Consider the following 24710-nt stretch of genomic DNA (forward strand, 5'->3'; position numbering starts at 1 on the left):
GGGAAGCCTTTCAGGCAGAGGTGGACAGGGGAGAGGGCTGGCACGCGCCCGTCAGGCGGTCGTACACGGCCAGGTAGGCGCCGGCCATCGCGGGCAGGCTGTGTTCGGCCAGCACCTGGCGTCGCCCGCGCGCGCCATGGCAGTAAGCCAATTCGGGCATGCGGTAGTAGTCGAGCATGGCGTCGGCCAGCATCTGGGGCGAACCGGGCGGCACCAGAGTGCCGCTCCAGCCCGACTGCACCAGTTCGGCGTTGCCGCCGACCTGGGTGGCGACGATGGGCAACCCGGTCGCCATCGCTTCGAGGATGGTGTTCGAGCTGCCTTCGGCCAGCGAGGGCAGCACGAACAGGTCCATGGCGCGCAGCAGCTGCGCCACGTCGTCACGCGTCCCGGGCAACCAGGCCAGATGGGCCACGCCAGCCTGCTGCAGCAGGCTCAGGCATGCCTGGCGGCACGGCCCGTCGCCCACGAGGATCAGGCGCAGGCGCGCGCGCGCGCGCGGCTGCGCCAGCAGCAGCAAGAACGCTTGCACCAGCGACGCATGGTCCTTGACGGCCACCATGCGCCCCACGCTGCCGATGACGAAGGCGTCATCGCACAGGAAACCGGGCGGCCCCACGACGGCCGGTGCCCCCAGGCGCGGATGGAATTGCATGCTGTCAACGCCATTGCCGATGTGCGATACCTGTGTGGGCGCCGCGCCGATGGCATCGACCAGCCATTGCCGCAGGTCGGCGCTGACGGCAATGATGTGCTGCACCAGCGGCAGCATGCATTTGCGCAGCAGCCGGTATTTGCGACCGGTGCCGTGCAAGTCGCTCATGTCGCGCCCGTGTTCGCCATGCACGCGCAGACGCACGCCGGCCATGCAGGCCAGTAGCTGCACTTCGAGACAGCCCAGGTTGCGCGTGTGCACGATTGCCGGTTGCAGTTGCTTCAGTACGCGGTACAGGTGCAGATAGTGGCGCCAGTCCTTGCCTTCGCGCTTGTCCAGGCTGATGATATCGACACCGGGGATGATCAGGCGCTGGCGAAATGCGGTGGCGTTTTTCAGACAGACGATGGCATGCCGGTAGCGCTGCGGCGGCAAATGATTGATCAGGTTGAGCAGGCCGTTTTCCAGCCCGCCCACGTCAAGCTGGTGAATCACATGCACGATCAGGGGGGCGGCATTGGCCGCTGTCGTGCGGTAGGTGGCAGTGTCAGTGTCAGTGTCAGGGGCCATGCGGCAGCTCCTGCAAGCGTTGTTCGATGACCGGTAGCGCTGCCTGCAGGAACGCTTGCAGGCGCGCGCGCGGCGGCGGCGCCAGCTCGTCGTAGGTGGCAAAGACGATGATGTCGGCACCATCCTGGCGCGTGCCCAGCAGCTTCGCTTGCGCCAGCAACAGTTTGACCAGCACGGGCCGGGCCGTGACGATGCCGCCCTGGCGATACACGCGCCACACCAGCAAGCGTTCGCCGGCGTGCGCCAGCACGCTTTCGCGTACGGCCAGGGAGCCGCTGGGCAGGGTGAGCTCTTGCACGCGCTGCGCCAGCGCCATCGAGCGCGCGCCATATGGTGCAGACTGATGCGTCAGCAGTTCGGCATCGCGCGCCTGGCGCGCATACCAGTGCAGCTGCAACATCACTGGCGCGCCGTCGCCCGCCTGGCGCACATACGTGGCGGCAAACAGCGCAGGCGCGCCCGCATACGGCGCCTGCCAGATTGGTCCGCCCGGGACCGCGCCGTGCAGGCGTCGCCAGGCGGGCGGATCGGGCAAAGTCAGTACGACGGCCGAGCCTGGCGCTGCCGCTGCTGCTCGGTGGGTGGCCAGCGCCAGCGCCGGCCACAGCGCCGCCAGCAGTACACAAGCTAGGCTGGCGCGTATGACGGGACGCATGCCGGCCCTAGCAGCGCCAGGGGGCAAGGGCGGCGCGCGCGGCACGCCGCTCTGGGGCGCCAATTCGCGCCAGCGCGTCGCCAGCCAAAACAGCAGCAGCGCCACCAGGCCAAAAAACAGCCAGCCATAAATCAGGTGGTCGAGACCCACGGCCAGGCGCATATTGCTCAGGTGGCCCAGCATCACGATCAGGTAGGCCCGCAGGCCGTTGGCGAGGATGGGCACAAGTAGGGCGGCAGCCATGACGGCCATGCGCCGCCGCGTGCTTTGGCAGTGCAGATGGGCGAACAGGGCGCCCAGAGCCAGCGCAGCGATCAGGTAGCGCAAGCCACTGCACGCTTCTACGACCGACCAGTTACCGCTAGCCAAAGAAAAATTATTGCCATCGCGAAACACGGGTATGCCCGTCCATTGCAGCGCGGTCACCGTGAACGCGGCCGTGAAGTCGATCAGGGGCGCCAGGAAGAATTCGCCAAATGGCACGGCGAGAAACAGATAGCCGAGGGGAAAGGCCAGCAGGCGCACGGCTGGCCAGCCGAGGATGGCCAGCACGCACGCGGGCAGCATGGCCGTGGCCGTAGTTTGTTCCACCACGGGGACGTTGGCGGCGTCGGCCAGCAGCCAGACAAGCCCCAGGGCTGCCAGCAGCAGCAAGCCTGGCGACGACGGCTGGGGCGCCAGCGCGGCCAGGTGGGAGCGCTGGCGCCAGGCCAGCCAGCCACTGATGGGCACGATCAAGAAACCGTGCGCGAACGTCTGCGAGCGCGACCACAGTTCCAGCATCGACCAGAAGGTGGCGTGATACAGCAGAATGACGGCGGCCAAGGCCGGCAGCAGGGCCGTCAGGGCGGGCTGGGCCGTCAGGCCTTGGCCAGGGCCGCACGCCAGGACGGCCGCGTCTGGCAAACGGGCGACGCTGTTGCGCCGCAGGCTCATGTGGAGATCTCCCGCACGGGCTCAGTCGGCGCTGCGGCGCTGCCGCCGGCCTCGGCCTCGGCAGACAAGCCGAGCATGACGCCCAGGCCGCGCAGGTTGCGTTCCCAGTCGTAATCGTGCACGACCAGCCGGCGTGCCGCCACGCCGATGGCCGCGCAGCTCCCTTCGGCGGCACCATCGTGGGCGTTGCGCAGCACGCGCGCGGCATGGTGGATGAATTCGGCATCGTCGCGCGCCAGCAGCAGTTCCAGGCCCGGCTGGGCGGCAATGCCTTCGAGCGCCTGCGGCGTTGCCAGCACGATCTTGCCCATCGCCATCGCTTCGAGCACCTTGTTTTGCACGCCGCGGGCGATGCGCAGCGGTGCCACGGCCAGCGCCGCGCCGGCCAGATAGGGCCGGACATCGGGCACCTTGCCCGTCACCACCACGCCGGCCACCTTGGCCAGCGCCGTTACGGCGGGCACGGGCGCGCTGCCGACGATGTAAAACTGCAACTGGGGAAACTGGCGCCGCAGCGTGGGCCAGACGTGGCGCACGAACCATTGCACGGCGTCGATATTGGGCCAGTAATCCATGGCGCCCGTAAATACCAGCGCCTGCACGCCGGGCCGATACACGCCGGGCTGGGCTGGCATGGGCTTGAAATACGCCGTATCGACACCGTTGTTGACATGCCCCGTCTTGCGCTGCGCCATGGGCGCGCACTGGCGGAACAGAGCCGCTTCGGCCGGCGAGACAAAGCTGGCGGCCGTGAACTGCTGGGCGATATGGCGCTCGTACTGCAATAGCAGCTGCGCTTCGCGCCGGTACAGCAGCGACATGGGCCAGGGCTTGCTGTCGCCGTACTGGCGCCATTTGTCGGAATCGACATCGACGAAATCGATCACGCGGTGCAGGGCGTGGCGCGCGGCGCCATCGATGTATTGCGCCATGGGCCCGGAAAAGGCCAGCGCATGACGCACCTTGCCGCTATATAGCAAGCCATCGACCCATTGCAGCAGGCGCGCATCGCGGTAGTAATGTACGCTCATGGCTTGCCGCGACAGCAGCGCCTGCAAGGCGCGCCAGCGGGCAGTGGCGCGCCGCAAGTCGATGAAGCGCGTGCTGGCGCACAGGGCAGCGACGGTTTTCGCATGTTGCCAGTCGTCGTCATCGTCGATGAAGCAGCCGAGATGCACGCGGAAATGCCGGCTCAGGTATTGCAGCATGTGCCACGCGCGTATCTTGTCACCCTTGTTGGGCGGATACGGCAGGCGGTGGGTGAGCAATAACAGTTCGCGCATCGTGTATCCCCTTGCTTAGCCCAGCTGGCGCACGATATGCGGCCCCAGCAGGTTGGCCAGCGGCAGCGGCAGGCGCCGCCAGAGGCGGATGAAGAGCGCGTATTTGGGGTTCAGTGGGTTGACTTCCGGCAAGGCCTTGGCGCGCACGAGCCGATAGGCATACGGCAGCGCTTGCGCGGTAAAACCCCAGTTTTTCTTGAAGTCGAAGGCCCCCGTGCCCAGCTTGCTGCGGCCGAAATCGAACAGGCGGTAACCGCGCGCGCAGGCACGGCGCATCGCTTCCCAGTACATGAAGTCGTTGGCCCCCGTGCTGCGCGCCAGTGGCGTGCCGCCGCCGTAATACGGCAGCACTTCATCGCGGAAATAAAATAGCAGCACGCTCGCTTGCGCCTGCCGGCCGTGATAGACGGTGAGGATCTCGCAAGCGCTACCGAAGACCGTGCGTAGCAGCGAAAAATGGCGGCGCGCGAAGACGGGCGTGCCCAGCCGGTGTAGGCTGGCTGCGTAAATTGGGTAGAAATGCGCGAGGTCATCTTCGACGGTGCTGTGCAGGCCGGCCGCCATGGCCTTGCGCACGACGGCGCGCTGCTTGCGGGGAATCAATAGCAGATTCTGTTCGGCATCCGGCTGCAAGGGACGGCGGAAGGTCGCGTACAGGGGCTTGTGCAGCCAGCCTGCAGCGGCGCTCTCCCGCGTATTTTTTTGCGCACCGTCCTGCGCATCGTCCTGTACCTTGTCTTGCGTCTTGTCTTGCGTCTTGTCTTGCGCATTGCCCTGCACATCGTCTTGTAGCTCGCGCCAGCGGTATTCCAGGTGCCCCACACCAAGACGCCGCGCCAGCGCCTGCGCGGCGGCGTCGAGGGCCAGCCGCGCGGCCGGGTTGGCGCCGGCGATGCCGCCGTACACGCAGAATGGCAGCGAGACGAGGGACGAGCCGAACAAACGGCTGCGCATGTGGGCCAGCGGCAGCACGCCGACGATGCGCCCGTCCTGTTGCGCGTACAGGAAATGGCAGTCATGCTTGAAACCTTGCTGCACGATGGTTTGCCAGCCGGCGCGGTGAAAGAAGGTGGCCTCGGGACAAGCTTCGACAAAGGCATCCCAGCGCTCATGCTCGTGCGCCTGCAGCGAGCGCACCACGATGGCAGCGGCCTGCGCAAGCTCGGGCTGGGCGCAGAAGGCGGCGCTGGGGCGCGCGGGATCGGGCGGAAGGCTGGCCTCGTGCATCATGTGCTTTCGAGAAAAATACGGTCCATACGGTCCCAAGCGAAGTCGGCCGTCAGGCGCGTCAGCCGCGCTTCCATGCGCCCCAGGTTCAGGTAGTGGCGAAAGCGCGTCTTCATGCTCAGACCCGGCGGGCGCGGCTGGCCTGGATCGAGTTCCCAGGGATGAAAATAGAATATGCCAGCTTGCCCGTCGCACGAATTGATGCGTCGCAAAAGCCAGCGCGACAGTGCATACGGCAGCAGGCGAAAATAGCCGCCGCCGCCGGCCGGCAAGTTGCGCCCGCGCAGGCGCACGGTGCTGACGGGCAGTTCCAGCACGCCGTGCGGCCCGCGCGGGCGCCATGCATAGCGCGGAGAGTCCGGCATGCCGTAATGGTCGTGGCGGATAGGGTAGATGCTGGAACTGTAGCGGTAGCCTGCTTCCTGCAGTACGTCGAAGGCCCACAGATTGGTCGCACCGATGGAAAAGCTGGGCGCCCGGTAACCGCGCACGGCCAGCCCCGTCAATTGTTCCAGGATGGTCTTGCTATGGCAGACATCGTCGGCGAACTGTGCGGCTGACTGCTCGCTGGCGCGCAGGTGGGCATAGCCATGGCTGGCCACTTCGTGCCCGGCCTCGGCCACACGGCGCAGCATGGCCGGATAGCGTTCGGCGATCCAGCCCAGGGTAAAAAAAGTGGCGTGGATGCGGCGGCTCTCGAGCAGCAGCAAAATGCGCTCGATATTGGCCTCGATCCGGCATTCGAGGCGGGGCCAGTCGGCGCGCGCGATGTGTGGCGCAAAGGCCGATACCTGGAAATAGTCTTCCACGTCGATGGTCAGGGCGTTGCGTAATATTGCTGGCGGCGTCATGGCAGACTCCGGCGCGCTGCCAGCCAGGGCGCGATGACGGCGGCGATGCGCGTGGCTGCATGGCCATCCCACAGCGGTGGAATGCAGCCCTGCTTGCCGCCTGTCTCCAGAATGGCGCGTGCCAGCGCCAGGATGGCGGTCGGGTCAGTGCCAGCCAGTGTATTCGTGCCAGCGCTGACGGTGACGGGCCGTTCCGTATTGGCGCGCAGCGTCAGACAAGGCACGCCCAGGGCCGTGCTTTCTTCCTGGATGCCGCCCGAATCGGTCAGCACCAGGCGCGCGCCTTGCATCAGGCCCAGCAATTCCAGGTAGCCCAGCGGCGGCAGGCAGACGATGGCATGGCGCGCCAGCACGGGTTCCAGGCCTGCCAGGCGCAAGCCGGCCAGGGTGCGCGGGTGGATGGGAAACAGCAGCGGCAACTGCTGCGCCAATTGTCCCAGCGCCTGCAGCAGCGCTTGCAGCTGCGCCACGTCGTCCACATTCGACGGCCGGTGCAGCGTCAGCAGGCCATACGCGGGTGGACAGGCATAGCCGTGCGCGCGCAGCGTGGTGGCAGGTGGCACGGCGCGCGGCAACTGCTGTCGCAGGCTGTCGATCATGACGTTGCCGGTAAAGTGGATGCGCTCGGCGGCGATGCCTTCGCGCAGCAGGTTGGCGCGCGCGCCTTCTTCGCTCGTCAGCAGCAGGCTGGACAGTTGATCCGTCAGCACGCGGTTGATTTCCTCGGGCATGCGCCGGTCGCCGCTGCGCAAGCCCGCCTCGACGTGGATCACGGGGATGGCCCGCTTGGCCGCCACCAGCGCGCAGGCCAGGGTGGAATTGACGTCGCCCACCACCAGCACGGCGTCCGGTGCCAGCGGCGGTGCGGCGTCGAGCACGGCATCGAAGCGGCGCGTGATCTCGGCCGTCTGCTGCGCGTGATTGGCCGAGCCGACGTCGAGGGCGATGTCGGGCGCGCGCAGGCCCAGGTCGGCAAACAGCTGGTCGTTCATGGCGGCATCGTAATGTTGCCCGGTGTGCAATAAAGTTATGCGCACGGCAGGCGCCTGGCGTGCCAGGGCGGCCAGGATGGGCGCCATTTTCATCAGGTTGGGGCGCGCCGCTACCACGCACAGCAGGTGCAGATGCGCGCTGGACGGTGGCGAACGATCGGACCTGCTGGACATGCTGGACATGCTGCGGCCTCCTTAGAATTGCATGGTGAGCGTCGCGCTGACGCCGTTTTCGTGATAGCCGTCGCCCCGGTTGCTGGCGTGCCGCGTGTGCCGCACGTCGATGCTGGCCGTCATGTTTGGCTGCAGCAGGCGCGTATAGCCGGCCGTCACGCTGATGTTATTGTCGCGCCGTGGCACGCTCAGCGAACGCACGCTGGCGTAGCCGGCATTGATATTGACGTTGCTGCGCGTACTGGCTTGCCAGCTCCAGCCGACGTTGCTGCCAATCTGGCGCGTGCGCTCTTCGCTGCCGAACTCCAGGCCTGGCAGCAAGACACTGTCGATGCCGCTGGCCGTTTGCGCCGTGCGCTCGACGACTGTGACACCAAAGATCATCGTGCTTTTGGGCGTGGCGCGCGCCATCGTCAGTTTCAACTGCTTTTGCAGGAAGTAACTGTGGCTAAAATAATGGATGGCGCCCTGTTCCGGTCCCAGGCTGTTGGCGTAGCGCAGGAAGGCAATGATGCGCAAGCGCCTCTCGCGTGCATTCGGAAACATGCCGCGCCATAATTGATCGAGCAACTGGCCCGCGTCGCGCTCGCCCAGGCGCGCGAACTGCATCGGCATGGTGGTGATATCTTCGCTGTAATTGAGTTGCCAGTTGGTATGGCGCTGCAGGAATGTGGCATCGACGCTGTAGGTGTTGCCAAAAAAGCGCTTGCCCGTGCTGAAGGCAAGGCTGGTGCGCGGTGAAGGCGTCCACACGCCGCCCAACGACCAGAAACGGCCTTCCGGTGCCTTGCCGCTGCGCGCGATATAGCCTTCCTTTTCCATGCCGCCGCTGGCCATGGTCGCCCATTTTCTGCTCAACGTGTAACGCAAACCCAGGCTACTGCGCTGCATGCGCACTGGCGCCAGCTTGCTGTCCTGCGTGCGGCGCACGTTGTGGCTGGCGTTCCAGTCCCAGCCCATGCTGTGCGGCTCGCCGCTGAGCTGCAATTGCAGCTCGTCACTGTGTACGGACTGCAATTCGCCGCCACTGTTGAATGTATTGCGCGTGTAGCGCAGTTCGGCCGTGGCCAGGCCGCGGAAGCGGTGCCGCAAATAGGGGCTGATGCCGGTGGTGCGCACGGTGCTGGTATTGTTTGTGTCGGGCAGCGCGTCTATCAGTTGCGGGCCGAATGGCGAGAGGTTCTGCCGGCTGACGCTGGCGTTGGCATCGATGAAGAACCAGTCCTTCGCCAGCTCGGCATCGGCCGCGGTATGCAGCGCGTGATTGTCGCTATTGCCGCGTTGCCCCGAGAGCAACTTATGCCAGCTGTAATCGAGATCGACGCGCAGGCGCGGGCCCGTGCCGATGAGGGCGATGGCGGGCGCGATTTCCGTGATGAAATCAGCTTGCGCCTGGCCTGGCGGCGCGCGCAGCGCATTGTCGGTGTAGCTTGCACGCAGGCGCTGCGAGGGTTTCACCAGCCAGTCGACCGCTAAGGCCGGCACGGACAGCAGCAACGATAGCAAGGGCAGCCAGCGGCTAGTCGTAATGGCCATAGCCGTAGTAGTTGTTGCCGGGGAACGATTTGGTTTTGTTATAGATTAAATGTATGTGTTCGCACGAATCGATCTGGCGCAGCGCTTCCTTGACGGCGTGCTGGGTCGTCGTTTCCGCCTCGACGACCATCACCACTTGGCCCATCTGCCCCACCAGCGCGTGCGCTTCGCTGGTGATCAGCAAGGGCGGCGAGTCGAAGACGACGACGCGGTCGGCGTAGCGGCTGGCGATCTCGGCCAGCAGGCGGCTCATGGCCCGGCTGGCCAGCAATTCTGTCGCGTGCTTGTTGCTGCGCCCGGCGGGCAGGATGCTGAGGTTGGCGACGTTGCTTTTCAGGATCACGTCTGCCATCGCCAGTTGCGGGTCGAGCAGCACGTCCATCAGCCCCGGTTCGGGCGGCAGACCCAGCACTTTCAGCACCGACGGGCGCGCCACGTCGGCATCGACCAGCAGCACCGTGATATCCATTTCCATGGCGATACTCATGGCCAGGTTAATGGCGCAATACGTCTTGCCTTCGCCGGGCATGGCGCTCGTGACGACGATCAAGTTGCCGTGGCGGATGGCCTCGGCGCCGCTGGCGCGCGCCTGGCGCAGCAGCGGGCGCTTGATGATACGGAAATCTTCGGCCACCGAACTGCGTCCGCCTTCCTGCGTAAGCATGCCTTGCTCCGCCAGTCGGGTCAGATTCAGGCTGCGGTACTGCGGATTGCCGGCCGCTGCCGCGATGTCTGCACAATCAGCGCTATCTGTGCTGTCTGTGCTGTCTGTGTTAGCCATGCCCTCCACGCTGGCCGCGCCCTCCACGCCATCGGCACTGTTCGCCATATACGGCACGGGGACTTCGGCCACGCCCAGGATGCTGGGTGCCTGCCTGCCGTTATCCTTGCTGCTGCGCTCCTTGCTGGTCATCGTCGCTCCCGTGGCGTGGTCTAGAATTTGAGCAGCGCGGCCGTCATGACGCCGCCGTACAGCAGCAACAGGCTGCCCAGGCAGGCGCTAAAGGCATAGCGCGCGCGGCGGCGGCGCACTTGCTGCAACGGCGTCCAGTTCATCGATACCGTGCCCAGCACGTTCAAGCCCGTGGCATCGCGCAGTTCGGCGGGACTGAGAAAGGTCGGGCGTACCTGGCTGATCAAGAGGGCCGTGGCGATGCCGGTCACCAGGGCTGCGCCCAGCGCCGCACTGAACAGCAGCGGACGGTTCGGGCCGACGGGCGCATATTGCACCGTGGGCGGGTCGATGATCTTGAAGGCCATCATCTCGGTGTTGGAACTGAGTTCGCCCGAGAGTTTCGCCGCTTCGCGCCGGCCAATCAGCTTTTCGTAGTTTTCCTTGTTGATGATGTAGTCGCGGTTTAGCTGCGCCAGCTGCGATTCCACCTCGGGCACGGCGTTGCTTTTTGCCAGCAGACGCTCATTGCGCGTGTTGTATTCCTGCACGCGGGCGCGGATAGCGGCCACCTTGGCGTCCGCCTCCGTCAGCGCCACCTTCAACTGCTGCAGCATGGGGCTGTAGTTCTTGCCCGGGTCGCCGGACGCCGTTTTCAGCTTGCTTTCCTCGATCTTGCGCTCTTCCAGTTGGGCAATGAGGCGCTTCGAGGCGATAATGTCGGGATGCAATTCCGTAAATTGCATGCGCAAGCTGTCGAGGTTCTTGTTGAGTGAGGCGATGCGCTCGTTGAGTTCCGGATGCGCGATAGCCGACGCGTTCGGCTCAAGGTCGAGCACCGGCTCGTCGCCCTCGATCTGGCTGAGGATGGCCTTGCGCGCCTGTTCTGCCTCGAGCAGCTCCAGCTTGGCAGTGTTCAGGCTATCGGACGACATCAGCAACTGGCTGCCATAGTCGATGCCCTGGCGCGGCAGCAGCAACTGGTTGCGGATCTTGAATTCCTTCACCAGGTTTTCAGCCGCGCTGAGCTTTTCGTCGTAATTCTTGATCTGCTCGTCGATAAATTGCACGGCTTTCTGCGAATCGCCCTTTTTGCCCTGGAAACTGCCTTCGACAAAGATGGTCAGCAGGCTTTGCACCACGTCGCGCACCAGTTTCGGGTCGCGTCCGCTATAGCTGATGGTGTAGATATCGTAGGCATTGGTGCCGCTGATCTTGATGCGGCTCATCAGTTCGTCGAGCCGGGATTCGTGTTCGCGCACGGTCTTCGTCCCCAGGTCGAGGTCGACCATGCGCATCACGCGCTCCACGTTCGGGCGGCTGAGCAGGGTGCGGCTCATGATGGCCACCTGCTGTTCCGTGTTCGGCACGCTGGTCATGCCCGCCAGCAGCGGCTTGAGGATGGTTTGCGTATCGACAAACACGCGCGCCGACGTTTGGAAGTCGTCGGGCAGGCTGATGATCTTGATGAAGCCGCCGATGGCCACCAGCCACGCCACCAGCACGGCATGCCAGCGGTATTTCCAGATGCCTTTCAGGCTGGAAAGCAGCTGCTGTATCAATTCCTCCATGTCGCTTCCTTCCGGTGACGGTGCTGCACGCTCGATGTCCGAGCGGCACGAACAATGGCGTCTTGCAAGAAATGCTTGCCCGTTGAGTAAGCAAAGTATAGAACCCCCACGCAGCAAGATTTCCTCAGATGATTGCTTCTTGATACGCCTCAAGGTTCGCTTGCCGGGTTTTAATAATCATAGGAAGTTCGCGGCCCAGGCTGGTTCTGCGGGGCCGGACATGGACGCGCCATCGAATCGAGGAGGCCCCGCATGAATCGCTTACGCCGTGCATTTGTATGCCACACGCTGGTCTTGGCGGGCGCCGCCGGCATGCTGGGGGGCTGCCGCACACGCTATGCACTGGCACCGGCCGACGACAGCGCCCCCATGCACGACTACCTGATCGGCCCGGGCGACACCGTCAACATCATTGTCTGGCGCAATCCGGAAGTGTCGCTGACGGTGGCCGTGCGGCCGGACGGCAAGATCACCACCCCGCTGGTGGAGGATTTGCCTGCCAGCGGCAGGACTTCGACCCAACTGGCGCGCGACATCGAACAAGCGTTGAGCAAGTTCATCCAGCAACCGGTGGTGACGGTCATCGTCACCAATTTTTCGGGCCCGTACGGCGAACAGATCCGGGTCATCGGCGAGGCAGCCAAGCCGCAGGCGCTGCCTTACCGCCTGGGCATGTCGCTCATGGACGTGCTCATCGCCGTCGGCGGCATCACCGACTTTGCCGCCGGCAACAAGGCCAGCATCATCCGCATGCGCGATGGCAGACAGCAGCAGCTCGGTGTGCGTCTGGACGACCTGCTCAAGGATGGGGATATTTCCGCCAACGTCATGATGCGCCCGGGCGACGTGCTGTTGATACCGGAGAGTTTTTTTTAAGCGTGAGCTCAACAACGCTAAAACAGTCATGATATTCGTGCTTTTCGGCAAATTTCAGCGCGCCCTAATGACGCCTAAAGGTCAATTCTTTTGCTTTTTTAACTGATGCTGGGAACTTTTTAAGTTTTTATCTTGTCACAAGGCATAGGCCCCCAATCCATCCCGATGGTTGCCGATGAACGTGAGGACAAGATGAGCTTTGAAGATGAACCCATTATTTCCTTCGACACGCCAGGTACTTTCAGTGACCTGGTGGTGGGCGAAGGCAAGATCGACCCGGCCATGGAGCACGAGCTCGACCTGCAGCGCTTTCATATTCGCATGGCCAATTCGCGTGGTCGGCGCGAGGCGGCCAGTTTGCTGATCCGCAAGATGTATGGCTGGCGCGGCTATGCCGTCAATCCCGGCACCGCGCATGTGCTCAATAAAATCACCCTGTTTGCAGAAACGGCAGGCGCCACCGTCGGTACCATGACTTTGTGCCTGGACAATGAGGAGACGGGCTTGCCCGCCGATGAAAACTTCCGCGACAAGCTAGACGTGCTGCGTGAGGAAGGCCGGCGCCTGTGCGAACCGTCGCGCCTGGCCATCGACAAGGGCGTGAGCAAGCGTGTGTTTGCGGCGCTGATCCATATTTCTTATATCTACGCCCATAATATTCACGGTTTTACCGATTATGTGATCGAAGTCAATCCGCGCCATGTGGTGTTTTACAAGCGCATGCTCGGTTTCAACGATTTTGGCGGCGAACGAGAGTGCACGCGCGTGGGCGCGCCGGCCGTGCTGCTGCGCCTGAACCTCGACTATATGCGAGCCCAGATCGACAAATACGGCGGCATGATGGAACAGCACGGAGGGGAGCGCTCGTTTTACCCCTATTTCTTTCCGACATGGGATGAGCCTGGCATGACCGAGCGGCTGCGACAGGGACGCACCTGAAGGTCATTTTTCTTTCAGCAAGATCGATTGCATATGGCTGCCCGGAATCGCATAGCTGATGCCGCTCGGCGCGCTGATGGCGGCCTCTTTCAAACCTTTGAGATAGACCATATTGACGATGCCGTAGACGATGCCGGTCTCGGGGTCGTACAGGGGGCTGCCGCTGCTGCCCGGATATGCCGTTGCGTCCAGTTGGAACACGATGTACGGTGTTTTTTTCAGTTGCGCCAGGCGCCGCAGGTCCAGGCGCTGTGCATTTTCGCTCGGTATGACCACCGGCGTCAGCGACGATACGATGGCGCGGTGCGTCACGTGATATAAGCCCAGCAAGGTAGCCAGCGGAAAGCCGGTAAAGGCCATGGCTTGGCCTTCGCGCACGGTGGCCGCGTCGCCCAATGTCAGGGCGGGCAGTGGCGCGCCCGTGAAGCGCAGCAAGGCCAGGTCGTGCTCCGCGTCCAGCGCCTGTACCTTGGCGTGGCGAAATTGCGCCGTCTGACCCTGGCCCGTGAGTATGCCGATGACTTCGCCGGGATTGGCGTCGAGCATGTTCTCGATGACATGGGCGCAAGTAAGCACGCTCAAGCCGTCGCCTGCCACGAAGCCTGTGCCGACGAAACGCATGGGCGGCGTGCGCGTCTTTTCCAGGCTGGCCACGCCGACGATGGACGGTTTCACGCGCGTAACGACTTGCGCCAGGGTGTCGTCGGCGCGGCAGGGCGCGGCGACCCAAGCCAGGACGAGGCACGATCGCAGGGCAAAGAAAAATGTGTATGGCATGGCTTTCATGGCGGCGCACTTTCAGCGGCAAGCGGTGGCGGGGGCTGCAGCAAGGCACACAGCAGCATCAGATAGAACAGCACGGCGATGCGCGGTACGTCGAGCAGGCTGTCGAACAGGCCGACGACGAGAAAGCCCAACAGGGCGGCGACGCAGGCCAGCGCGCCCTGGCCGGTCTGCGCCCGTACGCCCTGGCGCAGCAGGCGCAGACCGGCCAGGACCAGCAGGACCAGCATGGATAGTGCGCCGCACCAGCCCGTTTCCACCACTAAGTGTAGCGCCAGGCTCTTGATATGCCACGGCAAGTGATGATGGTCGCTGCTGAAAAACCAGTAATTGTTGGCCTGCGCAAAGTCGCCGTTGGCGATCAATTCCTCACCGCCGGGCGCGCGCAGGCTCAGATTGTCGATGTCGATCACGGACGACGTGGTCGTGCCGCTGGCGGCCAGTTCCAGCTGCACGGGCGGGCGCAGCAGCCAGGCGCCCGCGCCCAGCGAGCCGCTGTCGAACGGTACTTCATAGTGCTGCCACGCGCTGGCCGCAGCATCGGGTTGCGGCAGGCGCAGGCGCAGTGCGATAGGCGCGCAGTTTTGTGCGTACAGCAATTGTCTCTGGCACAGGCGCACCAGCAGCAAGGGCATGGCGTCGGTTCGGCGCGCGTCGAGCGCCAGGGTGTAGCGCGTGGCAGGCTGCACGGGCAGGCGTTGCAACAGGCGCAGCAATTCGCCATAGCCGGCGCTGTAGCCGGGACTGGCCAGGCGCACATAATAGTTGCCAGGCGCGCTGTTTTGCGGCGCATACGCGATGCTGGCTGGCACTTCGCCCGCGGGATTATGCCAGTAATACGTGGCAGGAAAGCTGCCCATGCCCATGCCAAACAGCTGATCTTTCCAGTCGGACGGCTGCATGGCCAGTACTTGCCGCCAATGGCGCAAGCGGCCTTGCATGTCGAAGGCGGTGTTGGCAAAACGTTCGGTGGCGTAATAGCTGGCCGAGATGGGAATGGCCAGCAGCAGTACGATGGCCCCCGCGCCCGCCATGCTCAGGCTGGTGCGATCGAGCCGCCACAGTGGTGGATGCAAGCGTCCATTGCACAGCATCAGCATGGCCAACAGGACGACCAGCCCGGCTGGCGCCAAGGCGCGAGCGCCGGCCCAGTGCCAGCCTATCCAGACGACATTGCACGCCAGCATGGTCCATGCCATCATCGCCAGGCTCAGCCTGGCTGGCTGGCTGGCATCGCTGCTGCACGGCCCCACAGGGCCGGGCAGCAGCACGACCGCCAGCAGCACGGTGGCCAGCGAAAAGAGGAAATACGGACCTTTCAGCAAGCCGCTTGCCTGCTGGCCTTCCCCTAGCGGCCACCAGCTGGCCAGCAGCCCCTGCAAGCATAGCGCGCACAGCACGCTGGCCGGCGCCAGGCGCCATGGCAAGGGCCGCGCTGCCAGCACGAAACTGGCCGCGAGCAGCAGCACGGCGGCGAGCAAACCCCGGTAGCCGGCCACGCTGAACATGTGTACAAGCAGGACGCTGCCCAGGCCGGCTAACAGCAGCCTTAGCATGATGCCACGCACGGCTAGCCAGCGAGCCTGTTGCCGCGCCGCGCCGGAGGCTACGCGCAAGGTTTGCCAGAAGGCAAGCAGCAAGAGCGCTGCCAAGGCCGCTGCAAGGGCTGCATACAGGCCGCGTGAAAAGGTGGCGCATGCCGCGTGCAGGGCCAATGCCAGCAGTAGCAAGGCCAGCGCCGCCTGCCAGCGGCTGCGCGCGCGCGCCAGCCACAGTCCCGCAAATGGCAGGCTCAGGGCCAGATAGCCATCCAGCGCGGCGCCGCCCGTGTGCATGGCGGAAAACGGCGCCGTGATGCGGTAGTCGCTGGACAGGTTCATCAAGCCGGGAAACACGGCCCTTTCCCACAGCGCGAACAGCGACACCATGGCCAGCCCGGCCAGCATGCCCGGCAGCGCGTAGCGGCGCAGGGCGGACGCGTCGCCATCGCGCAGTAACAGCGGCAACAGCAGCATGCTCCAGGCCCAGGCCTTGCCCAGTCGCAAGCTGTTGTAAGGGCTCAGGTAATTATCCCAGGCATACACGTCCAGGGACGGCAGCGGCAGGACGCCGCGCAGCAGCGCTGCCAGCCACGCCAGGGTGCACAGCAGCAGGCAGGCGCGGGCGCAAGGCGCTAGCTGCATCGCTGCGCTCTGGGCCGGTCCGCCCAGGCGCCAATAGCCGCAAGCGACCGTCAGCATTAGCAGCACGTCAATTTCTTCGAGGAAGAAGCGGCCCGTCCACGGTGCCAGGTCCAGCACGGGCAGCAAGGCGGGCACGCAAAACAGCCAGCAGGCCGGACGCCAGCGCAGCAGTAAAAAATAGGCGGGCAGCAGGGCAGTAAACAGCAGGCCCGGCCAGCCATGTCCCAGCGGATAGTGGCGCAGTGCCAGCATGCAGGCGGCGCCTGCCAGCAAGGCCAGCAGTCGTGCTGCCAGGGCGGGCAGGGCTGCGGGCGCCAGCATGGCCTAAAGCTGGGTCAGCAAGGCCTGCGCCTCGGCCCGCTGCGGGAAATTCTTGTGAGCGGCAAGCAGTTGTTCCAGTTGCTTGCGCGCTCCCGGCTTGTCGCTCGATTTGGCCAGTGCCGCACCCAGGTGGTATTGTATTTCAGCTAACTTTGGCGCCAGGCCGGCGGCCTTGCGCAGCAGGGTAGTCGCCTGCTTGACATCGCCCTGTTCCAGCACGATCCAGCCCAGGGTATCGAGCACGATGGGATTGTCCGGCACCAGCTTGAGCGCCTGTTCGGCCGTTGCCAGCGCGCGCGGATCTTGTTGCTGTTGATATGCCCACGCCAGGTCGTTCAGTGCCGCCACATTGGCCGCGTCCTTGGCAACGATGTACTGCAGCTGTTCGATGGCCGAGCGGTATTGCTTTGCCGCCAGTTTGACGCCGGCCACGTAGCTGCGCAGTCCCAAGTCATCGGGCTTGTCTTGCAGCCAGGCCGCCATGCGTGCATCGGCCTCGCGCAGCTGGCCGGCGGCCAGCAAGGCGCGGTATAGCTGTACCTGCATAGGCCCGATATTGCTGAGCTGGAGGGCGTGTTGGTACAGCTTGACGGCGTCCTGCGGCAGTTTCTGCGCCATCAGCACATCGCCTTCGAGCTTGTAGCCGGCCGCCAGCTTCGGCTGCTGATGCTGCACTTGGCGCGCCACGGCCAGCGCGTCGTGCTGGCGGTTCAGGGCCAGCAGCAGCGCCACTTCGACCACGCGCGCTTCGAGCAGCGTAGGATCGAGCACTTGCGCCCGCTTGACCGCTTGCAGCGCATTCTGGTGCTCGCCCAGCGCCAGATGCAGGCTGGAAATGCGCATCTGCACCGGTGCCGATGTCGTCTGTATGCTGGCCAGCTTGCTGTAGCTGTCGAGCGCCGCCTGCGTCTGGCCGGCGCCGTATTCGACCTGCGCCCGCATGGCCAGTGCATCGGCGTCGCCCGGGTGGCCAGCCTGCAGGGTACGCGCCAGTTCCAGCGCCTTGTCCGGCGCGCCTGTCTGCAGGTAAAAGTTACTCAGCAGCAAAGCCGGCGCAACGGCGTCGCGATTGTCGCGATGGCCACGTTCCAGCCAGCGCCGCGCCTCGTCCGTCTTGCCCTGCGAGGCGGCCAGCTTGGCCAGCGCCGCGCACAGGTCGGCGTTTTTTGGCGCTTTCGCCAGCGCTCGCTCGAAGCGCTGTTGCGCTTGTTGTGGTTTTTTCCCGGCCAGGTCGAGTTGCGCCAGGTTGTTCAGGGCCGCTAAGTACACAGGGTCCATCCCCAGGGCCTGCTCGAAACTGGCGCGCGCGGCAGGCACGTCGCGCAAGGCCAGGTAGACGCCGCCTTTCAGGTTCAGCAACAGTGGATTCGTGCCTTGCTGCTGTTCCAGCATCTTGACGGTGGCCAAGGCTTTGTCGTTCTGCTGGTTGCGCAGCAAGGTCAGCACCAGTATGGTGCCCACCTGCGGCGTGTTCTTGTCGAGCACGCTGGCGCGTTCCAGCTCGTCGATGGCACGGCTGTTCTCGCCCATGCCCAGGTGGCTCATGCCCAGCGCTGCATGCAGCCTGGCCGTGTCCGGCGCCAGGGTATTGGCCTGTTCGAAAAACGCCGCAGCCTTGTCATAGCGGCGCGCGCGCAAATGCGCCTCGCCCGCCAGCGACAGCAATTCCACGTCGTTGGGAAAGGTCGATAGCGCCGGCTGTAGCAGGTCGAGGGCGGCGTCCGTTTTGCCGCGCATCAGTTCGATCGACGCCATCATCTTGAGCGCGTACACATGTGTGGGATAGACGGCCAGGAAGCGCTGCAAATAGGTTTCCGCCAATTGCGGCGAGCCCAGCTTCAGTTGCACGGCGCCAGCGAGCAAGATGGCTGGCATGTGCTCGGGCGCCGCCCTGAGCACCAGTTGCAACGATTGCAGGGCCGCTTTGTTCTTGCCTTGGCGGAAATCGAGCATAGCCTGGACTTGCAGCAGGCCCAGGCTGTTGGGTGCCGTTTTGCGCGCCGTGGCCAGCTGGGCGGCCGCTTCCAGGTAGCGGTTTTCCAGGATATCTAGGTTGGCCAGGTCGATATGGGCCTGGGTATTGTCCGGCTTGAGCTTGAGAATGTGCATGTAGGCCAGGCGCGCTGCGCCGTTCTTGCCTTGCAGGCGCAGCAGGTCGCCCTGCAGGCGCAAGGCGTCGAGGTTGGCGGGCGCGTTGTTCAACGCTTGCGCCAGCAGCAACTCGGTCGCCGACAATTGCTGCTCCTGCGCCGCCAGCCGCGCCAGGCCCAGCAAGGCCTCGACCTGGCCGGGATGGGCTTCCAGCAGGCGCGCAAACACGGCGCGCGCCTCGTCCTGGCGACCCAGGGCCAACAAGGCATCGCCGCGCAGGGCCAGCACGTTGGCGGGCTGCGCCGCATCGTCGGCGATCTCGGCCAGGACTTTGTCGAACTGGCCCAGCATCAGCCAGGACTTGCCCAGCAGTGGCATGACTTGCTGCGATGCTAGCCCCAGCGACCTTGCCTTGCGCAATTCTTTCTCGGCAGACAGCGCTTCGCCCGTGTCGATATAGATGCTGCCCAGCAGTAAGCGCGCTGGCGCGCTGTCCGGCTCCTTTTGCAACAGGTTCTTCAACTGGATGATGGCGGCGCGTGCCTCGCCCTTTTGGCGGTACTGCTGCGCGTCGGCCAGCAGGGAAGCGCTGCTCTGCGTGCCGTGGCACCCCGCCAGCAAGGGCAGCAGCAGGGTGCAGCACAGCGCGACGGCCGGCAAGCCGGGAAAAGGGCGGGGCAGGGAACGGACCATGGAAGTCTCCGGTAGCGGCGTGCATCAGCGATGGGCATGGCCTAGCTTAAAAAAATGGCCGTCGCTCTCCTTGATTGCGCTCAACTAGGTGCCGATTCTGCACGCGCCTGCTTATCGTCAATCCGCATTTCTTGTTCCCGCTCAAGAATGACCGGGCCGGCGACCGTAGAATTTCCCGCACGGCGATGCTCAGGCCGCAACCATTTGGAGCACATGCACATGGACAGCAGCGTGGATAGCAAGGCGGTCGTGGTGGCGGTGGTAGGGCTCGGTTATGTCGGCTTGCAGCTGGCCGTGGCGTTTGGCATGCGCCAGCGCACCATCGGCTTTGACTTGTCGACACGCAAGGTCGAGAATTATCGCAACCATGTCGACCCCACCGGCGAAGTCAGTACGGAACAGTTGCGCGCGGCGCAGTGGCTGAGCGTGGGCTGCGATCCGGCCCAGCTTGAACTGGCCGATTTCATCGTCGTGGCCGTACCCACGCCCGTCGACAGCGCGCACAATCCCGATTTCTCCGCCCTGGCCGGCGCCAGCGCTGCCGTCGGGCGCCATATGCGGCGCGGCGCCATCGTCATCTACGAGTCCACCGTGTATCCGGGCGCCACCGAGGAAATCTGCATCCCCATCCTCGAGCAGCATTCTGGCCTGCGCTGGAAGGAAGATTTTCATGTGGGCTTTTCGCCCGAGCGCATCAACCCTGGCGACAAGGCGCATACCCTGCACAGCATCCGCAAGGTGGTCTCGGGTGACGACGCTGCCACCCTGGACAAGGTCGCTGCCCTGTACGAAGGCGTGGTCGCAGCCGGCGTACACCGCGCGTCGAGCATCCGCGTGGCGGAAGCGGCCAAGGTCATCGAAAACACGCAGCGCGACCTGAACATCGCGCTGATGAACGAGCTGGCCATCATCTTTGACCGTATCGGCATCGACACCGAGGAAGTGCTGCAGGCGGCGGGCACGAAATGGAATTTTTTGCCATTCCGGCCCGGGCTGGTGGGCGGCCACTGCATCGGCGTCGACCCCTACTATCTGACGCACAAGGCGGAAATGCTGGGCTACCACCCGCACGTGATCCTGGCCGGGCGCCGCATCAACGACGGCATGGCCAAGTTCGTGGCGGAAAAAACCATCAAGGAAATGGTGCGCGCCGGTTTCAAATTGAAAGGTTCGCACATCAACGTGCTGGGCCTCACTTTCAAGGAAAATTGCCCGGATCTGCGCAATTCTAAAGTGGTCGACATGATTCACGAACTGCAATCGTACGGTGTGCAGGTGCATGTGCACGACCCCGTCGCCGATCGCCGCGAGGCGCTGGAACAATACGATCTATTGCTGGAAAGCTGGGAGCAACTGCCGCGCGCCGAAGCCATCATCAGCGCCGTCTCGCACCAGGCCCTGCTGGCGCGCCCGCTGGCCGATTTCCAGAGCAAGGTGCTGGAAAACGGTTGCTTCATCGACATCAAATCGCATTTTGACCCGCGTCCGCTACAGGACGGCGGCCTGCATGTGTGGCGGCTGTGATGCTGACCGACGCTGGCGATGTGACAGCAGCGACGGCGCAGGACGTAGCCGGCGCCATGGCAGACCCGGCTGCTAGTGCCTACGCGCAAACCTGTGCGCAACTGGCCAGGACGCCGCGCCGCTGGCTGGTGACGGGCGTGGCCGGTTTCATCGGCTCGCACCTGCTGGAAACCTTGCTGCAACTGGGCCAGGAAGTGCGCGGCCTGGACAATTTCCTGACCGGCCACCGGCATAACCTGGAGCAAGTGCGTGTCAGCGTGGGCGTAGCGGCATGGCGACGTTTCACCTTTGTCGAAGGCGATATCCGCGATCCGCAGGCCTGCGCGCGCGCTTGCGGATCGCAAGGCGCCAACGCGGTTCATGCTGATCACGACGCTGCCGGCGGCAGCCTGGCCGGCAGCAGTCGTGCCGATACTGGCGGCCCTGTCGACTACGTGTTGCACCAGGCGGCGCTCGGTTCTGTCTCGCGTTCGCTGGAAGACCCGCTGCTGTGCCATGGCGTCAACATCAACGGTCACCTGAACATGCTGGCCGCCGCGCATGCTGCGGGCGTGCAGCGCTTCGTATATGCCGCGTCCAGCGCTACCTATGGCGACCACCCGGCCCTGCCGAAAGTGGAGCAGCATATCGGCGCGCCCCTGTCGCCGTATGCCTTGAGTAAATATGTCAATGAACTGTATGCGCAAGTGTACGCGCGCTGCTACGCCATGCAAACGATCGGGCTGCGCTACTTCAATGTCTTCGGTCCGCGACAAGACCCGCTGGGTGCCTATGCCGCCGTCATTCCCCGCTGGATTGCCGCCATGCTCGATAAGCAGGCTGTACACATCCATGGCGACGGCGCCACCAGCCGCGATTTCTGCTTTGTACATAATGCGGTGCAAGCGAATATCCTCGCTGCCACGCGCACGGACCCGAACGCCGTCAACCAGGTCTATAACGTCGCCGTCAACGCCCGCACCAGTTTGACGCAGTTGCACGCCACCATGCAACAGATGTTGCTCGCTACACTAGCGCAACATGTGCCGCTGGCGCCCGAATATGGCCAATTTCGCGCTGGTGACGTGCGCCATTCGCAGGCGGACATCACCAAGGCCACCCGTTTGCTGGGCTATGTACCCACGCATGACCTGGCGCAAGGCTTGCGTCACACCATCGCCTGGTATGTGGCGCAGGCGGGCCTGGCCTGAGGTGCGCATTTGTTGTTGATCCGTTGCGCGTGGGGGGAGGTGATGCGCAGGAGGTGTGCAACGGGTGCAAGAGGTTTGCAAGAGGTGCACAGGAGGTGCCTGCGCGATGTGCGTACTGGTGGCCGAGCGCCATGCTGCGCAATACCTGCATTGACTCGGACTCCGATCAGCAGGGTCAAGCATGGAGTTTGAAATTTTAAATTTTAGATTCCAAGCATACGGCATCGCCTACGCCCGCATGCCTGATTTCGCTCAACGTTGACAGAGGAACTATTTTTTCCTTCCTTGCCACAGGCGGCGCGGTGCCGTCATGCGTCAGCACAGTTCAATCTGGATCAATACCGCTTGCCGCAGCCCGCCCACACTGAATATTCAGAGCGACCCACGAGGAGTACATGATGATAGGCAATGACAATGGTTTTAGTGCCCCACCAGGCAGCAGTGGCAGGGGGCAAAACGCGGATGATGAAGAGGCCGTCGGCCAATTTTCCGCCCCCGGCGAAGACGATAATATGGTCGAGAGCGCGTCCGTCTCCGACCTGCCCGACGCCTTGAGCGGCGTCAGTATGGAATTGCTGGAAATCAAGCGCAGCATCGAAGACGGCATGCATCAGAGCCTGGCCCAGGCAGGCGGCGTGCGCGCCGCCGATGCCTTCAGCGACGGCGGCAATATCCAGGGGGTATCCATCGGCCTGGGCGAGGGCGCCAGCGACAGCTCGTCTGGCGAACCGGGCTTGCCAGCGTTGACTCTGTACGTGGCCGAACCCACTTCCGTCGACCGCGCCAAGGCGGCCATCGTGGGGGCCATGGGTGTGCGCGCCGTGGCCAGCGACAGGGTGCCGGTCAACATCGTCGTCACGGGCGTGATCGACGCGCAGCCGCATCGTTTCCGCTTGCGCCCAGCGCCGGGCGGCGTCTCGGTCGGGCATTTCCGCATCACGGCCGGCACTATCGGCTGTCTGGCCGTCGGGCGCAGCGCGCCGCGCAACAGCCGCTTGATGATTCTTAGCAATAATCACGTGCTGGCCAATTCCAACGGCGCCGCGTTCAACGACTGCATCGTGCAGCCGGGTCCCATCGACGGTGGCCGCTGCCCGCAAGATCAAGTGGCCGTGCTGGAGCGCTTCGTGCCCATCAATTTCAGCGGCGGCGTCAATTTTGTCGATTGCGCCACCGGCTGGGCCTGGCCAGACAGGGTGCGGCCCGAACTGGTCTACCTGAGCGGCGGCGTACCAGCCTACTTCCGCATCAGCAATGCGCTGGTGGCACCCTCGCTAGGCATGCTGGTCGGCAAATCCGGGCGCACCACACAATTGACGCAGGGCCGCATTACGGGGCTAGGCGCTACCATCAACGTCAATTACGGCGGTGGCAGGATCGCCTTGTTCCGGGACCAGATCGCTATCACGGGCGTGAGCGGAGCGTTCAGTGCGGGTGGCGATTCCGGCTCGTCCATCTGGACCTGGAACCAGCAGCGTAATCCCGTCGGCCTGTTGTTCGCCGGCGGCGGCAACATCACCTTCGCCAACCAGATGCGGCGGGTGGTGGTGGCGCTCGACGTCAATCTGTACACCTGAACAAGCTGGTAGGAGATGGCGCGGCGGCGGCATGCCGCCTTGCATAACGCTGCCTTTTGCACGATGATGATAGATAGCGTCGATGCCTGGCCGTGGGTAGCGCGTAGCGGCCAGCCTTGGTTTTATCGGGCCATCGTGCATCGCTGCGCCGGATGGCCCGATGCTGGGGTGTATCATGGAATGCATCAGGAGGATGTGTCATGTCAAACAGTAAATTTGCACAATCGCCATATACCGTCTTTGAGGACGCCGCCATGCCGTACTTGCCAGATGAATCTCCTGGCCCTGCGATTGCAGGGGGACCCTACGTCCATGCAGCGCCCCAGGGGCGCCTGGAAGCGGCAAGGCAGCGCAATGAGCGGGCGTTGATGGCCATCGACGGCGTGGAAGGCGTCAGCCTGGGGCGCACTGCCGTTGGTCAGGACGCGATCATCGTGTATCTGCGCGACGCGTCCGTCAAGCGGCGCGTGCCCTTGCAGGTCGATGGCTACCCGGTAGAGACGAGCCTTACGGGCCAGATCGATATCCAGCGCTGGTAGACAGTAAGTAGACCCGGCTGCTTTGACGACTGGGAGCCGGGGCGCAAGGTGCTAGGGAGCAAGCATTGTTTCCAGGACTGCCCAGCCGTCTCGCCAGGACCTGTCCCTGCACTGTCAGGGCTGAGCCTGTATGCCAGGCTCACCGCGCTTGGGCGGGCGTCGCATAAGATTAGTGCCATTGCCGGGCTGGCCGCCGCCGCGCCGCTGTCATGTCATCCCATCAGCTTGCCCACGAACACACTGCGTGCCCGGCAAACTCATGCTTCCAGCAGGCATTCCACCGCGCAAGATGGGTCAGCCTTCATGTGGCTTGAAACCTGTTGCAGTTATTGTGCCGGTGTTCCGTCGCTTCCTTCATCAGGTGGCCCGCGCGGATGGCGTCGTCCGCTTGCACCGTCATGGCCAGTTCCTCGATGGCGGGCGGGTATTCGTGCTGAGCCGCTTCTTCCAGCATTGCACGGCCCTTGAGCTGGTCGCGCGGCACGCTGCGGCCTTCGCGCTAGGCGTTGTACAGAAGGATCATGGCGTGTCGATTGCCCAGTTCGCTCGATTTTTCCAGCCAGCGCGCCGCGATACTTGAATTTTTCGCTACGCCTTCGCCGTTCGCCGCCAGCAGGCCCGGCATCAACGGCGACAAGCTGCCTGCCATTGC

At 64.2% G+C, this 24710-nt stretch carries 20 protein-coding genes; 6 read left to right on the plus strand and 14 right to left on the minus strand.

Annotated features, from left to right (window positions below; translation table 11 throughout):
• Positions 1-10: 10 nt before the first annotated feature.
• The 9 genes from H4V96_RS10595 to H4V96_RS10635 are packed head-to-tail and all read right to left on the minus strand — an operon-like array spanning position 11 to position 11342.
• Positions 11-1225 (minus strand): TIGR03088 family PEP-CTERM/XrtA system glycosyltransferase, encoded by a 1215-nt coding sequence (locus H4V96_RS10595; RefSeq protein ID WP_196855767.1) that lies wholly within the window; start codon positions 1223-1225, stop codon positions 11-13.
• Entirely contained in the window at positions 1215-2816 is a 1602-nt protein-coding gene (gene xrtA, locus H4V96_RS10600) for an exosortase A (RefSeq protein WP_196855766.1), read from the minus strand. Before xrtA ends, H4V96_RS10595 begins: the two co-directional genes overlap by 11 nt.
• Positions 2813-4099 (minus strand): TIGR03087 family PEP-CTERM/XrtA system glycosyltransferase, encoded by a 1287-nt coding sequence (locus H4V96_RS10605; protein ID WP_196855765.1) that lies wholly within the window; start codon positions 4097-4099, stop codon positions 2813-2815. The genes xrtA and H4V96_RS10605 overlap by 4 nt, the downstream gene beginning before the upstream one ends.
• Positions 4100-4114: 15 nt before the next feature.
• Positions 4115-5326 (minus strand): FemAB family XrtA/PEP-CTERM system-associated protein, encoded by a 1212-nt coding sequence (locus H4V96_RS10610; protein ID WP_196855826.1) that lies wholly within the window; start codon positions 5324-5326, stop codon positions 4115-4117.
• Entirely contained in the window at positions 5326-6177 is an 852-nt protein-coding gene (locus H4V96_RS10615) for an XrtA system polysaccharide deacetylase (RefSeq protein WP_196855764.1), read from the minus strand. Before H4V96_RS10615 ends, H4V96_RS10610 begins: the two co-directional genes overlap by 1 nt.
• A complete protein-coding gene (wecB, locus tag H4V96_RS10620) occupies positions 6174-7352 on the minus strand; it encodes a UDP-N-acetylglucosamine 2-epimerase (non-hydrolyzing) (RefSeq protein WP_280720921.1) in 1179 nt (392 codons plus the stop codon). The genes H4V96_RS10615 and wecB overlap by 4 nt, the downstream gene beginning before the upstream one ends.
• A 12-nt stretch (positions 7353-7364) precedes the next feature.
• Complete coding sequence (locus H4V96_RS10625; protein ID WP_196855763.1) at positions 7365-8879, minus strand: TIGR03016 family PEP-CTERM system-associated outer membrane protein; 1515 nt, start codon at positions 8877-8879, stop codon at positions 7365-7367.
• Positions 8863-9792, minus strand: a complete 930-nt coding sequence (locus tag H4V96_RS10630) for an XrtA-associated tyrosine autokinase (RefSeq protein ID WP_196855762.1) — start codon at positions 9790-9792, stop codon at positions 8863-8865. Before H4V96_RS10630 ends, H4V96_RS10625 begins: the two co-directional genes overlap by 17 nt.
• A 20-nt stretch (positions 9793-9812) precedes the next feature.
• The gene (locus tag H4V96_RS10635; RefSeq protein ID WP_196855761.1) at positions 9813-11342 is read right to left on the minus strand and encodes an XrtA system polysaccharide chain length determinant; all 1530 of its coding nucleotides are present in this window, start codon (positions 11340-11342) and stop codon (positions 9813-9815) included.
• A gap of 252 nt (positions 11343-11594) precedes the next feature.
• Between H4V96_RS10635 and H4V96_RS10640 the strand changes: the two genes are divergently transcribed.
• Together H4V96_RS10640 and H4V96_RS10645 are read left to right on the plus strand one after the other, a co-directional pair.
• Positions 11595-12218, plus strand: a complete 624-nt coding sequence (locus tag H4V96_RS10640; protein ID WP_010398170.1) for an XrtA/PEP-CTERM system exopolysaccharide export protein — start codon at positions 11595-11597, stop codon at positions 12216-12218.
• Between the two features lie 192 nt (positions 12219-12410).
• Positions 12411-13157: a long-chain N-acyl amino acid synthase gene (locus H4V96_RS10645; protein ID WP_280720922.1), complete on the plus strand. Its 747-nt coding sequence runs from the start codon at positions 12411-12413 to the stop codon at positions 13155-13157.
• Positions 13158-13160: 3 nt separating this feature from the next.
• Here H4V96_RS10645 and H4V96_RS10650 read toward each other — a convergent pair whose 3' ends face one another.
• The 3 genes from H4V96_RS10650 to prsT are packed head-to-tail and all read right to left on the minus strand — an operon-like array spanning position 13161 to position 19228.
• The gene (locus H4V96_RS10650) at positions 13161-13943 is read right to left on the minus strand and encodes a serine protease (protein ID WP_196855760.1); all 783 of its coding nucleotides are present in this window, start codon (positions 13941-13943) and stop codon (positions 13161-13163) included.
• Positions 13940-16444 carry a hypothetical protein gene (locus tag H4V96_RS10655; RefSeq protein ID WP_196855759.1) on the minus strand — a complete coding sequence of 835 codons (2505 nt, stop codon included), beginning with the start codon at positions 16442-16444 and terminating at the stop codon, positions 13940-13942. The genes H4V96_RS10650 and H4V96_RS10655 overlap by 4 nt, the downstream gene beginning before the upstream one ends.
• Before the next feature lie 3 nt (positions 16445-16447).
• Complete coding sequence (prsT, locus tag H4V96_RS10660) at positions 16448-19228, minus strand: XrtA/PEP-CTERM system TPR-repeat protein PrsT (RefSeq protein WP_196855758.1); 2781 nt, start codon at positions 19226-19228, stop codon at positions 16448-16450.
• Between the two features lie 219 nt (positions 19229-19447).
• Here prsT and H4V96_RS10665 point away from each other — a divergent pair, with 219 nt between their 5' ends.
• From H4V96_RS10665 to H4V96_RS10680, 4 genes are all read left to right on the plus strand, one after another.
• Positions 19448-20752, plus strand: coding sequence for a nucleotide sugar dehydrogenase (locus H4V96_RS10665; protein WP_196855823.1), 1305 nt, complete (start codon positions 19448-19450; stop codon positions 20750-20752).
• Positions 20752-21942, plus strand: coding sequence for an SDR family oxidoreductase (locus H4V96_RS10670; RefSeq protein WP_280720923.1), 1191 nt, complete (start codon positions 20752-20754; stop codon positions 21940-21942). The genes H4V96_RS10665 and H4V96_RS10670 overlap by 1 nt, the downstream gene beginning before the upstream one ends.
• 398 nt (positions 21943-22340) lie before the next feature.
• Entirely contained in the window at positions 22341-23519 is a 1179-nt protein-coding gene (locus tag H4V96_RS10675; protein WP_010398188.1) for a hypothetical protein, read from the plus strand.
• 200 nt (positions 23520-23719) lie between these two features.
• Positions 23720-24058 carry a hypothetical protein gene (locus H4V96_RS10680; protein ID WP_196855757.1) on the plus strand — a complete coding sequence of 113 codons (339 nt, stop codon included), beginning with the start codon at positions 23720-23722 and terminating at the stop codon, positions 24056-24058.
• 301 nt (positions 24059-24359) lie between these two features.
• Here H4V96_RS10680 and H4V96_RS10685 read toward each other — a convergent pair whose 3' ends face one another.
• Together H4V96_RS10685 and H4V96_RS10690 are read right to left on the minus strand one after the other, a co-directional pair.
• Positions 24360-24542, minus strand: coding sequence for a hypothetical protein (locus H4V96_RS10685; protein ID WP_196855756.1), 183 nt, complete (start codon positions 24540-24542; stop codon positions 24360-24362).
• 15 nt (positions 24543-24557) lie between these two features.
• Positions 24558-24707 carry a hypothetical protein gene (locus tag H4V96_RS10690; RefSeq protein ID WP_196855755.1) on the minus strand — a complete coding sequence of 50 codons (150 nt, stop codon included), beginning with the start codon at positions 24705-24707 and terminating at the stop codon, positions 24558-24560.
• Between the last annotated feature and the right edge of the window lie 3 nt (positions 24708-24710).

Origin of the sequence: Janthinobacterium sp. CG_23.4 (assembly GCF_029892305.1) — a bacterium.
Classification (GTDB): Bacteria; Pseudomonadota; Gammaproteobacteria; order Burkholderiales; family Burkholderiaceae_D; genus Janthinobacterium; species Janthinobacterium lividum_D.

Excerpts from the sequence above, each read along its gene's own strand:
- H4V96_RS10595 (WP_196855767.1), bottom strand. The coding sequence starts at position 1,225 with ATGGCCCCTGACACTGACACTGACACTGCCACCTACCGCACGACAGCG.
- xrtA (WP_196855766.1), bottom strand. The coding sequence starts at position 2,816 with ATGAGCCTGCGGCGCAACAGCGTCGCCCGTTTGCCAGACGCGGCCGTC.
- H4V96_RS10605 (WP_196855765.1), bottom strand. The coding sequence starts at position 4,099 with ATGCGCGAACTGTTATTGCTCACCCACCGCCTGCCGTATCCGCCCAAC.
- H4V96_RS10610 (WP_196855826.1), bottom strand. The coding sequence starts at position 5,326 with ATGCACGAGGCCAGCCTTCCGCCCGATCCCGCGCGCCCCAGCGCCGCC.
- H4V96_RS10615 (WP_196855764.1), bottom strand. The coding sequence starts at position 6,177 with ATGACGCCGCCAGCAATATTACGCAACGCCCTGACCATCGACGTGGAA.
- wecB (WP_280720921.1), bottom strand. The coding sequence starts at position 7,352 with ATGTCCAGCATGTCCAGCAGGTCCGATCGTTCGCCACCGTCCAGCGCG.
- H4V96_RS10625 (WP_196855763.1), bottom strand. The coding sequence starts at position 8,879 with ATGGCCATTACGACTAGCCGCTGGCTGCCCTTGCTATCGTTGCTGCTG.
- H4V96_RS10630 (WP_196855762.1), bottom strand. The coding sequence starts at position 9,792 with ATGACCAGCAAGGAGCGCAGCAGCAAGGATAACGGCAGGCAGGCACCC.
- H4V96_RS10635 (WP_196855761.1), bottom strand. The coding sequence starts at position 11,342 with ATGGAGGAATTGATACAGCAGCTGCTTTCCAGCCTGAAAGGCATCTGG.
- H4V96_RS10640 (WP_010398170.1), top strand. The coding sequence starts at position 11,595 with ATGAATCGCTTACGCCGTGCATTTGTATGCCACACGCTGGTCTTGGCG.
- H4V96_RS10645 (WP_280720922.1), top strand. The coding sequence starts at position 12,411 with ATGAGCTTTGAAGATGAACCCATTATTTCCTTCGACACGCCAGGTACT.
- H4V96_RS10650 (WP_196855760.1), bottom strand. The coding sequence starts at position 13,943 with ATGAAAGCCATGCCATACACATTTTTCTTTGCCCTGCGATCGTGCCTC.
- H4V96_RS10655 (WP_196855759.1), bottom strand. The coding sequence starts at position 16,444 with ATGCTGGCGCCCGCAGCCCTGCCCGCCCTGGCAGCACGACTGCTGGCC.
- prsT (WP_196855758.1), bottom strand. The coding sequence starts at position 19,228 with ATGGTCCGTTCCCTGCCCCGCCCTTTTCCCGGCTTGCCGGCCGTCGCG.
- H4V96_RS10665 (WP_196855823.1), top strand. The coding sequence starts at position 19,448 with ATGGACAGCAGCGTGGATAGCAAGGCGGTCGTGGTGGCGGTGGTAGGG.
- H4V96_RS10670 (WP_280720923.1), top strand. The coding sequence starts at position 20,752 with ATGCTGACCGACGCTGGCGATGTGACAGCAGCGACGGCGCAGGACGTA.
- H4V96_RS10675 (WP_010398188.1), top strand. The coding sequence starts at position 22,341 with ATGATAGGCAATGACAATGGTTTTAGTGCCCCACCAGGCAGCAGTGGC.
- H4V96_RS10680 (WP_196855757.1), top strand. The coding sequence starts at position 23,720 with ATGTCAAACAGTAAATTTGCACAATCGCCATATACCGTCTTTGAGGAC.
- H4V96_RS10690 (WP_196855755.1), bottom strand. The coding sequence starts at position 24,707 with ATGGCAGGCAGCTTGTCGCCGTTGATGCCGGGCCTGCTGGCGGCGAAC.